This window comes from Undibacterium sp. Ji42W, assembly GCF_049340405.1.
Lineage (GTDB): Bacteria > Pseudomonadota > Gammaproteobacteria > Burkholderiales > Burkholderiaceae_D > Undibacterium.
On sequence record NZ_JBMPOV010000011.1, the window covers coordinates 69199 to 80641 of the forward strand.

Genomic DNA, 11443 nt, shown 5'->3' on the forward strand with positions numbered 1-11443 from the left:
GCATCATGACTGAACCAAATATCTTAGAAGCACGCCAGCAAGTGCTCGATCTGGTTGCCAAGTTACCCAACCTGCCGGGTGTGTACCGCTATTTTGATAGCAATGACCAAGTGCTGTACGTCGGCAAGGCGCGTGATTTAAAAAAACGTGTGTCCAGCTATTTTCTCAAAAACCTTTCCAGCCCGCGCATCGCGATGATGGTAGAGAAAATCGCCAAGCTAGAAACCACGGTGACACGGAGTGAAGCCGAAGCACTGATCCTTGAAAACCACCTCATCAAGGCATTAAAGCCGCGCTATAACATCCTGTTCCGTGATGATAAGTCTTACCCCTATCTGAAAATAACCACTGAAAAAACACCGCGCATGATGTATTACCGTGGTGCTATCGATAAAAAACATCAATACTTCGGGCCATTTCCATCGAGCTGGGCTGTCAAGGAGTCGATGCAGATTTTGCAGAAAGTCTTTTCGCTACGCAGTTGCGAAGACAGTGTGTTTGCCAACCGTACCCGTCCGTGCTTGCTGCACCAGATTGGCCGGTGTAGCGCGCCTTGCGTCAAGATTATTGCGCCAGAAGACTACCAGCAAGACGTCAACAATGCCGCCGACTTTTTACGTGGCCGCCAGCTTGAAGTCATGCAGGCCCTGGAGAAAAAGATGCTCGATTTTTCCATGGAACTCAAATTCGAACAGGCAGCTGCAGTACGCAATCAAATGCAGGCATTGTCCAAAGTCTTGCACCAGCAAAGCATGGAAACCACAGGCGATGTCGATATCGATATCCTTGCCGTGGTAGTGGAGGGCGGTCGTGCCTGCGTCAACCTCGCCATGGTCAGGGGCGGGCGGCATCTGGGGGACCGTGCTTATTTTCCCACGCATGTCGATGACGCTCTCAGCGTCGCAGAGAATGAAATAGAAGTCGAGGTCATCTCCGCCTTTTTGGCGCAACATTATGTCGATCAATTCATCCCGTCAACGCTGGTCATGAATGTTGAACTCGATGCACCCGATTTGATACTGGCCCTGGCAGAGCAATGCGGTCATCGCATTCACTTGTCCTTCCAGCCGCAAGAGCAACGCCGCGCCTGGCTCGATATGGCCATCAAAGGCGCCAGGCTTTCATTGGCGCGCATGTTGTCAGAGCAGGGCTCGCAACAGGCCCGCACCCGTGCCCTGGCAACTGTGCTGGAACTCGATGTAGAAAACCTCGAAGAATTACGTGTCGAATGTTTTGATATCAGCCACACTCAAGGCGAAGCCACCCAGGCATCCTGCGTGGTGTTTCATCATCACGCTATGCAAAATAGTGAATATCGCCGTTTCAATATCAAGGACATTACTGGCGGAGATGACTATGCCGCCATGCGCCAAGTGCTATTTCGCCGCTATGAAAAAGTCGCCAGTGGTGATGCCAGCGGTGAAGAGGCCAATGTACGCCGTATGCCAGACATCGTCCTGATTGACGGCGGCAAAGGCCAGGTCGAGATTGCCAGGCAAGTCTTTGTTGAGCTTGGTCTGGATATCAGCCTCATCGTCGGCGTCTCCAAAGGCGAAGGCCGCAAGGTCGGCCTCGAAACCCTGGTGTTCGTCGATGGACGCGTAGCAAAGGAACTGGGCAAAGAATCTGCAGCTCTCATGCTGATCGCCCACATCCGCGACGAAGCTCACCGCTTTGCCATCACAGGCATGCGTGCCAAGCGCGACAAGGCCAGGCAGACCTCACAACTGGAGGAGATAGAGGGCATAGGCCCAAAACGCCGCCAGCGCCTGCTGGTGCGTTTTGGTGGCTTGAAAGGTGTCAGCGATGCCAGCGTCGCCGATTTGGCCAGTGTCGAAGGTATTTCCCGCCAATTGGCAGAAGAAATTTACAAGCGGCTGCGATAGGGAAATATAATTGCGTCAGATGCTGGCATTGTAGCCAGTGTTCCTGAAGCATAAACCGAATAAAAACCAAAAAAGACATGCCTTTCAATTTTCCTATCCTGCTGACCTGGCTACGTGTCGCGCTGATACCGCTGGTTGTCGGTGTTTTTTATCTGCCAGAAGTCTGGTTGACGCGGTTTGAGCAAGGAGTTGTTGCTACCGTAATTTTCATCGTTGCAGCGGTAACCGACTGGTTTGACGGTTTCCTGGCGCGCAGGTGGAACCAGACATCCTCATTCGGTGCTTTTCTTGACCCCGTTGCCGATAAATTGATGGTTGCTGGGGCGTTGTTGGCCCTGGTTCAGTTAGACCGTGTGAATACAGTATTCGCTTTTATCATCATTGGCCGTGAAATTACTATTTCAGCCTTGCGTGAATGGATGGCGCTGATCGGTGCTTCCAAGTCAGTGGCAGTCAGCTCTCTCGGTAAAATCAAGACGGCTGCACAAATGACAGCGATACCCATGTTGTTATTCAATGATGTCTTGTTCGGGGTAGTCGATACCAGCTTCTTTGGTTCGTGGTTATTGATTGTGGCCGCCATCCTCACAGTCTGGTCCATGTTCTATTACCTGCGAAAAGCATGGCCTTTGATCAAGGAAACCACCGATAAAATGGGATAAGCGTGGAGTAATCGCCGAATGATCTTCGAATGGGTAGTTGACACAATGGCTGGATGATATATAATTCTGGTCTTCGCGATGCGGGAGTAGCTCAGTTGGTAGAGCGCAACCTTGCCAAGGTTGAGGTCGAGAGTTCGAGACTCTTCTCCCGCTCCAAAGTTTTTGGAATGGCAGCGAAATAGAAGTAAAGCAAGTGAGTAGTAAAATGCGGGAGTAGCTCAGTTGGTAGAGCGCAACCTTGCCAAGGTTGAGGTCGAGAGTTCGAGACTCTTCTCCCGCTCCAAAATGGCGTAGTACCTGAAGTATCAGCAGTACATCTGCGGGAGTAGCTCAGTTGGTAGAGCGCAACCTTGCCAAGGTTGAGGTCGAGAGTTCGAGACTCTTCTCCCGCTCCAGATTATGAAGGGAAGCAAGGCTTCCCTTTTTTGTTCAAGTTGCACCGCATTTCAGCGATCATCAAGCGTGATAACATCATGCAAGACAAGACGCAGAGATAGCACCCCTGGCGGGGTAGCAAAGTGGTTATGCAGCGGCCTGCAAAGCCGTAGACGCCGGTTCGATCCCGACCCCCGCCTCCAAATACAAAAAGCGCTTTTAGAGCGCTTTTTTTCCAGAACCCGACTTAGCGTTTCGCTAAGCAGGTTGTAGTAGTGGGCCCGAGTGGTGAAACTGGTAGACACATCGGACTTAAAATCCGCCGCTTCGTTAATAGCGGGCGTGCCGGTTCGATTCCGGCCTCGGGCACCACGTACTTACATCACATATCATCATAAAACCCCGCAAAGCCAATGAAATCAAGGCTCTGCGGGGTTTTTTGTTGGTTTCCCAAATGCGCAAATTGCCGCTTTAAACCACTATTTTCTGTTTCCAACTCCCCACAATTCCCCCACAAACTCCCCGCGACAGTTTACTATTCGCCAATTAATTTTAATTGCGGGTGTTATTTTGGCATCGTTTACGAAAATGGCGAATGGCTGGCGGGCGCAGATCAATATCAAGGGCCATCGTGAGTCATTGGTGCGCCCGACAAAGGCACAGGCCGTTGCCTGGGCTACTGAGCGTGAATCTGCAATACGCAATCACGTAGATACAGGCATCCTCAAAGGAAAAACTTTTGAAGATGCCTGTCGCCGTTACGAGCTGGAGGTATCAAAGCACAAGCGGGGGTATCGATGGGAGGCGCTGCGCCTTAATGCCCTGGTCGAATTTGTGATGGATGGTAAGCGGCTGGGCGACATCGAGCTGGCAGATATGTCGTCTGATCTGATTGGCCGTTGGCGTGACCTACGCATGAAAGGCACGGAAGAAACAAAAGGTGTTTCAGGCTCGACAATTAACAGAATTTTAAATTTGTGGTCCCACGTCCTTAGCACTGCTGCAACAGAATGGAAGTGGATATCGCACAGTCCGACCAAGGACGTGCGGAGGCCGAAAGAATCCCCGCATCGGGATCGTAGGCCAACACAGGACGAAATCGACAGGATCAAGCTATATTGCGGGTTTAATGATGAACCTATCCAAAGCAAGACGCAGGCGGTCGCGGTGGCGTATCTGTTTGCAATCGAGACGGCCATGCGCCAAGGGGAAATCTGCGGCCTACTTGAAGCACATATCACCGGCAACGTGGCCCACTTGCCAAAAACAAAAAATGGAATGAAGCGAGACGTCCCTTTGTCAAAGCAAGCGCTGAAGCTTTTAAGCTACCTACCAAAGCCGGAAAGGGCCGAAGGCAATTTATTTATGCTGTCGGCAGATAGTCTAAGCACTTTGTTCAGGAAGGCCACTAAAGCCTGTTTAATTGAGGATTTGACGTTTCATGATTCGCGCCATGAAGCGATTACGCGCCTGGCCAAGAAGCTTAATGTTCTTGACCTGGCGCGTATGGTGGGACATAGGGACTTGAGAATGCTGCAGGTCTATTACAACGAGTCTGCAGCAGAGATGGCATCGAGACTGGATTAAGCGCGGCGCTCTGTGTATTTTTCTGCCCACTGGATGACATCCTTGGCCTTGTATAGTGGGTGGCCACGTTTTCCTGTTTCGGTCGGCAGGCGTATTGCAGGCGGAAAATCTGGCTTACAAGCAATCCTTTCTCTTACCACCGATTCATTGCGCTTCAGAAACTGTGCGATTGTTGAAATATCCCACAGGTCAATCGATAGCGGTATTGCTGGCTTTATCTGCGCCACAACAGCAGCAGCGATTTTTTGGATGATGTCTGTGTCGCTCATTCTGCACCTTTTGATTTTGGGAATGGCCAGCTAGCATTGATGCTCGGCTTGTGGGGTTCTTGTTTCTGGTTAAGTGGTGCAGGCGTGACACCCGCTGCTATTTGTTCAGTAGGAGCCTGTTTTGCTTTGCGCCTTGCGACACTCATGTTTGTGGTTATTCGTTGCTTTGAGGGGGCTGTGGCGGCCTGCACTTCGTTGGCCTGACTGACTTCTTTGACTTCTGTCGTCTTTGCTGGCCTGCCGCGTTTTTTTGCCTTTGGTTCCGGTTGCGGCTCTGGCTCGGCAGGTTTATCTAGTTCGGCCCGTACCATATCGGGGTCGATACCTTCTGCCCTGGCCATAGCCTCAACAGTCATAAAACTGTCGTCGTTGTTGCCTATTGTCTCAATGCCCCATTGGTCAACGAGCAACGAGTCTGACAAGACCAGGTCCACCAGTACGAGCTGGACTACGTCAAGAGGGGCGTTGTCGATAAATTCGCATGCGCTTTCCCGTGTATAGTCGTCCATGAACGGGTAGATGCCAGGCAGTTCTTTAAAGACGTCTTCGTTCAATTCGTAATCGTTGGCGTCAATTAGCATTTGCTTAACAAATGCGCGTAGGGACTGCAAGCTAAAGCCACTGAAGCCACGCTGACGGACGCGTTTATACAATTCAACGCGGTAGCGGGTTTCATTTGAGGCACGTTCTATACGTTCGTCTTCTTTCCTGATTTTTTCCAGGTAAGCATCGTTACTTTTTTGAGTGAGCACTGTGCCACTACCAGACGTAACAGTACGTGTAGTTGCGATACTGGTTTCACTGCCTGATGGTTTTGTAGCGATATCCTCAAGGGTGTAGCAGTACCCAGCTTTCTCCAGTGCTTCCTGTGCGTCGTGTATGTGCCAAATTGGCACAAGTTTATTGTCAGCGGTTCTGACGTACTTCAGTACAGGTGTAGGCTGCTGCTTTCCTTTGAGTGCGTCACCAATCTGCATTAAGACTGAGGTGGTATTTTTGCGCCTGGCCATGCGAACCAGTTGAGTGCTTTCTGTGACCGTGTCGTTCAAAGTCATCTTTGCGTCAGATGCAAGTTTCACCCCTTCGTCGCCATCTATAACTGGGATGCCTGACTTCACAATTTCAAACACTTTCTGATTGAATGCTGCGGCTTCCTTTTCTTCAAAGCAGTTTGGATCGGTGCAATAATTTGGGTGCGCGTCTGCAAAAACTTCAGGCTGATTGCCGGTGCGCTTTGGGCATTTTGCGCATGAACCGACATCGGGCAACAGTTTGCTATCGCTTGTTTTGAATGGTGCATCATCGAGCTTTAGAGTGAACCGCTTATGAAGGTGCGCGGTGGCTTCTCGCACTGATAGCTGGTCTTCTTCGCTCTCGCCTAAGATTTCATCTGCGGCTTGTCTTTGTAAAGCTGGCACTGGGATGCGGGCGATTAGCAAAGCAACTGACGCTGGAAATTTGTTGTCTAAAAAGTCTTCGCGTAAATCAACGGCAAGTGAACACAGCTTCAGCCGCCCATAAACATAAGAACGGGTCTTTTTCAACTCGGTTACCAGTTGGTCTGCACTGTAGCCATGCGCCATCATCAGATTTTCATAACCGATGGCTTCCTCCAGCGGGTGTGGGTCTTCGCGCTGCAGGTTTTCCAGGAGTTGCATCTTGGCTGCTTGCGAATCACTCAGAACACGCATCATTGCTGGGATCGATACAGCGCCTGCCAGCTTTGACGCGCGATAACGGCGTTCGCCTGCGACGATTTCAAACGGTTCTGGCTCATCGTCGTTAGGGGTAACTGGTCGAATAAGTATAGGCTGTGCCACGCCGTGTACTTTGATGTCTGCCGCCAGCTCCTGGAGCGCAGCCTCATTAAAGCGCTTGCGATTTGTTTTAGAAATGCGTATGTCGCGCAGGCTGTAAATGCCAAACGTTCCCTGGTCAACCAGTTCAGCAGCGATTAATGGTTGTTCGGTAGTGGCGACTGCCGTGGATTCTGAAAGGCTCATGATTGTTCCTGGTTAGATGGGTGTCAAAGTGTCTGCTGGCACACGGCGAACGATGCCTGGCAGCGGGTGGTCTATTTCGATAACTGCATGCTCACGGCCATTGAGCAGGCAGTGAATGAATCCCTTGATCGTGCCGGTGGCTTGTGCGTGGTCGTCTTGAAACGAAACACGAATGCCGACATCCAGGGAAAGGCTGACGGGCTGATGTTTTTGCATATCAACCCCGCTTTTTCAAAAGTGCAGACGTCTGCACTTTTGCGGGTTTCTGTCTTTCAGTGATGTATGCGCGACCGTACAAGCCTGTGAAAACACCAGGCTTAGGATTGGTCGGCCCTTCTTTGGCTGTCAGCTCTGTGGGCTTGGTGCTATGTGTCAGGAAGTTAAAAGGCATCATCTGTCCCTTCAATTTTCGTCATATCCTCCAGACGTTTAGCATCGCCTTCTTTTTGCCAGCCTATGGTCAGGTTATTCCAGGCCGCGAACTGGCCCTTGGCAAAAGAAAAGTGATGAAGTACATCGTCGTCGTTGCCATTTTGCAGTGCTTTTTCTGCCAGTTTCATGCAGATAGCGATGCCGTTTTCAGCCGACTTTGTGATGTCAGTGTATGACCAGGTGCGCTTACGCATGTTGGCCCCCGACTAAGGGCAGTGCGCTGACTGAGGCGATGCCAAACTGATCCAGGGCATCGAGTATGGCGTCGGCTGACGTGGGCGCTATTGCCGGATAGGTGACAACCTGGGCAGGTGTCCGCACTGTGACTGTAAAAGTGCTCATGCTGCCACCTTGTCGCTAGCGCGGCGTTTTTGATTCACCGGTGCAGGGCTGTCGGGTGTGCGATAGCCTGGGGCTGTGTCAATGGAGATAAACACCTGGTCTTTTGCAAAGACAGCGTGGTCATACAATCCACCAGAAATGCTAAGGCGATAGACTTCCACGAAATCCAGCGACAACAGACAATCATGCAAGCGGCGGTCATGATGGCTGTAATAGGTCTCGCTGATAAACAGCGGGCGCGGCATATAGCTGTTGTCTTCCAATTGGCTGCAAACCTTGATTGGATTGCCCAGCATGGTTTCAATCTGTTTAATCGTCGGCTCGGCTGCGCTGATGCAATCCATCATGCGCATAATCTCGGCTGTGCGTGTTTCAAAGCGGCGTTTGTTCTCGTCGATCAGTCTTTGCAAAAAGGTCTTCATATTTAGCTCCGTCGAATTAGTGACGAAGCGAGTTTATAAATAAATAAACTCAAAGTAAAGTAAAAACTAAACTAAATCGGCAAAACGATGCTTTTTTGAGTATTTTTCAATTTTTTGAAGTTAAGTATTTTTGAGTTTTTGTTGTAAATGAATGATTTTTTTTAATTTTTTTATTTACAAATTGGGTATTGCCGACAAAAAGCATTGCGGCAATCTGATAATATTATTTTTTTGTAAATAATTTAAAGGTAGCTTAATGAATAGGCTTTTAAGTCTGGCTTTTGTGCTGGTTTTGGCTGGGTGCGCTTCGTCTGGAACGCAAGTTTCGCAAGAGGTTGCGCTGTCCTTCAAAGAGGGGGTAACTACTGAAAAAGAAATCGTTGCTTCACTTGGTACACCAACTGGGGTAATGATCAGTGGTGATCTGAAAATAATTAGCTATTCCGGGTTTCAATACAAAATGAAAGCCGCTTCGTTTATTCCCATTGTTGGCCTGGCGGCAGGGGGTGCTGATTATGCGCATACCTCGGTATCGTACATAATCGACAAGGCAGGCATAATGACTAAAATCAATTACATGAGTTCAGGAAGTGGAAGTCGGCAAGGGGTAACAGCAGCAGAAATGCCCTCGCAAGAGCCAAAAGCTATTCAGGCTAAATGACTCGAAACGCATATGAAAAAAAGGCCCTACGGGGCCTTTTGCGTTTGTATAAGTAAGCGGACAAATTCCAGTGTTTGGTCGTTTAGTGTTCCAGTCTCTCGGACGATAACGGAAAATTCGTTTAATGCCCAATCATCGGACAGCTTAACGATTTTGATCGGGTAAGTTTTGGCAAACCTCTGAGCCACGCTGCCGAGTACCAAGGCTATGCCGATATTGGTATTGCATATTATGTGGGCCTGGGCTTCAAAGCTGGTTACTTTGACAGGAAATTTGAGCGTCACTTTATTCTTCTTTGCTTTGCTCTTCATTAACAGTGATAACTGTTTCTCTTTGTCAGCAGCGATAAATGGGTGCTTTGCGGCTTCGACGAAAGTCACTTCGTTAAGTGCTGCAATCGGGTGTTGTGCCGGTGCAATCAAACATAATCGCTCGGTTTTGTATGGAAAAAGGCGTAACCCTGAAACTTTAGGTCTACCAGCGATTAACCCAGCATCTGCCACTTCGTTGAGAACTGCGTTGATAATGTCAGGGAACGTACCCTCAGTTAGTGTCACTTCCAGACCGGGGTTGGCTTGAGTCATTTTATCAATGACTGGCGTAACGTCATCAATAATAAGACTGGTGTTTGCGATGATTTTTAGTCTTGGCAGATGCATTTCTGCCAGGTCATTTTCAAGCTGAGATAGGCCATGCTCAACTGACGTTGCCAGTTTAAGTACCTGATGGCCAGCTTGCGTTAGTCTAGCCCCACCTTGACGATGTACCAGCTTAGCGCCGATTTTATCTTCCAATTTACTCAACCTAATACTGATTGCTGGACTTGTGACGCCTAATCGCTGCGCAGTTGCAGAAAGGCTTTTCTCCTTGGCAATAGTGAAAATTAATTTGAGGTCGTGTAAATCTAAATCTGGCACTGCAGGCGGATAGTAACTGGCAAGTGCAAATAGTCGCTGGTTTACGCATGGAAAGAAATGGACAAAGAGCAATTAATTAAATGGTGCTTAACTGAGGTTAAACAAAACTTACAAAATTGCTGTAAAAAATTGGTTATATTATTATCTATGAAATATTTTGTAACAACTTTTTGACAAGGAAATTTTATGCAGGAGGCGGTTTTACTCAATGAAAGGCAAGCGATGCTTGTGCAAAATTTTGACCGTATGAACGTACGCGGCCAGAATTTATTGCTTCAATATTCAAGCGGTTTAGCGGTGAAGTTTTTAGCGCCAACAGCGCAGCTTTACATGTTCCCAGCTAAGCAGGACATATCGACAAAGCTGCCTCGGCAGCAATCAAAATAGACTCTTTTCCCTCGGCTGAGCATTTTCTGTATGTCTCAACGAGTTGATCCTCAGTGCCATTTATTAATTTTGCGCGGATGCGTTCCTCGCCGTTCGGGTCTTGGTCCCCACAAGCAAGCCAGTACATGGAAACCCCGCAGGCTTTTGCCAAAGCCTGGCCATGTGCAATATCTAGTTTTTTATTTCTGCCGCTGAGTATGCGGTTTACCGTGGACTGGGGTACTCCACTTTCTCTGGCCAGGTGAGCCTGGTCCCGAAAGCCTGCCGCCTTCATCGCTAAATCAAGTCTGTGTGCAATATCCATTGCTGGATTATGCAAGTAGGGACTTTCTAAACAAATGAGCTATGCAGATTTACCGATATTGGTAAATGTGGGTTATTTTTGTTTTTGTACAGATGCAACTTTATTGAATGAGCCAAGGAAAGCTTCCAGGGCAAGCGGGAAGTCCGGGTCTTGAATTTCTGCTAGACCTCTAAGCAGCTCAGCTGGGACAGTGTCAGCGATCCGAAGACGTTCAACCCGCATTTTTCTCAATTCGTACTGATCGAGAATGTCAGTAACACCAAGTTTGATTCTGAGTCGACCTTCATCGTCTGTGGACTGCATCATTTTAATGACCGCCTGTGTGCTTTCGTCAAATGCAGAAGCACCTTCCACAGTGTCTAGATAGCCATCCGGCATCCCTAAAGTCTGCTCCAGATTGATTGCCGTTTTTTCCCCAAATGCCGCAACGCCATTGAGCAACTGCGAAATGTAGCTTTTGTTTGCAGCAGGGATCGACCTGGTTGCAAACCATTCGCGTAGTCGCTTGCGTCTATTTTCGGGGTTTCTCATAGGTGTTCTTCAGGCTGTTTTAACTATGCGTATTTTGTTCAGTAATTACTTAACAAGCAAATACTTGACTTAAAGTTTAGTAACAAATAAACTCCTTGGAATTATAGGGAGCTTGATATGCATTTAAAGCAATACATTCAACTAGAGCGAGGAAGGGCAACGATGCTGGCAAAAGGCATTGATGTGTCCCCCTCGTACCTTTCTCAGTTGGCTTCTGGTGCGGCTCCGATACAACCCAAATTAGCGGTTCGCATCGAGTGCCTCACAAACGGCCAAGTTCACAGAAAAGATTTGTTCCCGAATGACTGGTCAGAAATATGGCCAGAACTAGTGCGTCCTGATTTTGCTGCGCTGGTGATGGCCGAACGACGTGTCATTGCCTCAACTGTGCGCGAATTGATCGGGCTAGTAGGGAGCGATCCCCATCAACACTTGGACTTATCCACGACTTAGTTTCGATCTCAGCCAGTGCCTCGCAAACAGGCAGGAACAGGCTTGGGTCGTGTTTAAGCATCGCCTTCAACAGTATTGCTATCGACTGGGAAGTCGCCTGGCGGTGGCTATCAATGATGCTGTTTAGGAAGTCAGATTTTTTTAAAAATTCATTTAATTGCTGCTGCGCTTCGTGGCGTTCTTCAGCGGCTGTTTTTGATGTCATTACCTTG

General features: G+C 48.8%; 15 protein-coding genes and 5 tRNA genes. 10 read left to right on the plus strand and 10 right to left on the minus strand.

Translation table 11 applies throughout. The features are described from left to right. The first annotated feature begins 5 nt into the window (after window positions 1-5). The 8 genes from uvrC to ACO0LG_RS22505 all read left to right on the plus strand — a co-directional run bounded on the left by uvrC (window position 6) and on the right by ACO0LG_RS22505 (window position 4510). A complete protein-coding gene (gene uvrC / locus ACO0LG_RS22470) occupies window positions 6-1886 on the plus strand; it encodes an excinuclease ABC subunit UvrC (protein ID WP_423029783.1) in 1881 nt (626 codons plus the stop codon). 77 nt (window positions 1887-1963) lie between these two features. After that, the gene (pgsA, locus tag ACO0LG_RS22475; RefSeq protein ID WP_423029784.1) at window positions 1964-2548 is read left to right on the plus strand and encodes a CDP-diacylglycerol--glycerol-3-phosphate 3-phosphatidyltransferase; all 585 of its coding nucleotides are present in this window, start codon (window positions 1964-1966) and stop codon (window positions 2546-2548) included. A gap of 80 nt (window positions 2549-2628) precedes the next feature. Then, a tRNA-Gly gene (locus ACO0LG_RS22480) sits at window positions 2629-2704 on the plus strand. Between the two features lie 51 nt (window positions 2705-2755). After that, window positions 2756-2831: transfer RNA gene (locus tag ACO0LG_RS22485), tRNA-Gly, on the plus strand. Between the two features lie 36 nt (window positions 2832-2867). Continuing rightward, window positions 2868-2943 (plus strand) — tRNA-Gly (locus tag ACO0LG_RS22490). A gap of 109 nt (window positions 2944-3052) precedes the next feature. Next, a tRNA-Cys gene (locus ACO0LG_RS22495) sits at window positions 3053-3126 on the plus strand. Between the two features lie 76 nt (window positions 3127-3202). After that, window positions 3203-3295: transfer RNA gene (locus ACO0LG_RS22500), tRNA-Leu, on the plus strand. 198 nt (window positions 3296-3493) lie between these two features. After that, window positions 3494-4510: a tyrosine-type recombinase/integrase gene (locus ACO0LG_RS22505; protein WP_423029785.1), complete on the plus strand. Its 1017-nt coding sequence runs from the start codon at window positions 3494-3496 to the stop codon at window positions 4508-4510. On the opposite strand, the gene ACO0LG_RS22510 is transcribed toward ACO0LG_RS22505, so the two are convergent. From ACO0LG_RS22510 to ACO0LG_RS22535, 6 genes are all read right to left on the minus strand, one after another. Further along, window positions 4507-4779, minus strand: a complete 273-nt coding sequence (locus tag ACO0LG_RS22510) for a hypothetical protein (RefSeq protein WP_162058535.1) — start codon at window positions 4777-4779, stop codon at window positions 4507-4509. The two genes, ACO0LG_RS22505 and ACO0LG_RS22510, sit on opposite strands and share 4 nt — an antisense overlap. Beyond that, on the minus strand, window positions 4776-6782 hold the full coding sequence (locus ACO0LG_RS22515) for a ParB/RepB/Spo0J family partition protein (protein WP_423029786.1): 2007 nt from the start codon (window positions 6780-6782) through the stop codon (window positions 4776-4778). The genes ACO0LG_RS22510 and ACO0LG_RS22515 overlap by 4 nt, the downstream gene beginning before the upstream one ends. Before the next feature lie 12 nt (window positions 6783-6794). Then, entirely contained in the window at window positions 6795-6998 is a 204-nt protein-coding gene (locus tag ACO0LG_RS22520) for a hypothetical protein (RefSeq protein ID WP_423029787.1), read from the minus strand. A gap of 164 nt (window positions 6999-7162) precedes the next feature. Next, window positions 7163-7408: a hypothetical protein gene (locus ACO0LG_RS22525; protein ID WP_423029788.1), complete on the minus strand. Its 246-nt coding sequence runs from the start codon at window positions 7406-7408 to the stop codon at window positions 7163-7165. Next, the gene (locus ACO0LG_RS22530) at window positions 7401-7556 is read right to left on the minus strand and encodes a hypothetical protein (protein ID WP_423029789.1); all 156 of its coding nucleotides are present in this window, start codon (window positions 7554-7556) and stop codon (window positions 7401-7403) included. The genes ACO0LG_RS22525 and ACO0LG_RS22530 overlap by 8 nt, the downstream gene beginning before the upstream one ends. Next, a complete protein-coding gene (locus tag ACO0LG_RS22535; protein ID WP_423029790.1) occupies window positions 7553-7978 on the minus strand; it encodes a hypothetical protein in 426 nt (141 codons plus the stop codon). Before ACO0LG_RS22535 ends, ACO0LG_RS22530 begins: the two co-directional genes overlap by 4 nt. Before the next feature lie 256 nt (window positions 7979-8234). On the opposite strand from ACO0LG_RS22535, the gene ACO0LG_RS22540 reads away from it, so the two are divergent. Then, entirely contained in the window at window positions 8235-8639 is a 405-nt protein-coding gene (locus ACO0LG_RS22540; protein WP_423029791.1) for a hypothetical protein, read from the plus strand. Between the two features lie 26 nt (window positions 8640-8665). Here ACO0LG_RS22540 and ACO0LG_RS22545 read toward each other — a convergent pair whose 3' ends face one another. The 3 genes from ACO0LG_RS22545 to ACO0LG_RS22555 all read right to left on the minus strand — a co-directional run bounded on the left by ACO0LG_RS22545 (window position 8666) and on the right by ACO0LG_RS22555 (window position 10778). After that, window positions 8666-9556, minus strand: coding sequence for a LysR family transcriptional regulator (locus ACO0LG_RS22545; RefSeq protein ID WP_423029792.1), 891 nt, complete (start codon window positions 9554-9556; stop codon window positions 8666-8668). A 340-nt stretch (window positions 9557-9896) separates the two neighbouring features. After that, entirely contained in the window at window positions 9897-10247 is a 351-nt protein-coding gene (locus tag ACO0LG_RS22550; RefSeq protein ID WP_423029793.1) for a helix-turn-helix domain-containing protein, read from the minus strand. Window positions 10248-10319: 72 nt separating this feature from the next. Further along, window positions 10320-10778, minus strand: a complete 459-nt coding sequence (locus tag ACO0LG_RS22555) for a hypothetical protein (RefSeq protein ID WP_423029794.1) — start codon at window positions 10776-10778, stop codon at window positions 10320-10322. 117 nt (window positions 10779-10895) lie between these two features. Between ACO0LG_RS22555 and ACO0LG_RS22560 the strand changes: the two genes are divergently transcribed. Then, complete coding sequence (locus ACO0LG_RS22560; RefSeq protein WP_423029795.1) at window positions 10896-11231, plus strand: transcriptional regulator; 336 nt, start codon at window positions 10896-10898, stop codon at window positions 11229-11231. On the opposite strand, the gene ACO0LG_RS22565 is transcribed toward ACO0LG_RS22560, so the two are convergent. Beyond that, complete coding sequence (locus ACO0LG_RS22565; protein ID WP_423029972.1) at window positions 11152-11436, minus strand: hypothetical protein; 285 nt, start codon at window positions 11434-11436, stop codon at window positions 11152-11154. The genes ACO0LG_RS22560 and ACO0LG_RS22565 overlap by 80 nt on opposite strands. Window positions 11437-11443 lie beyond the last annotated feature (7 nt).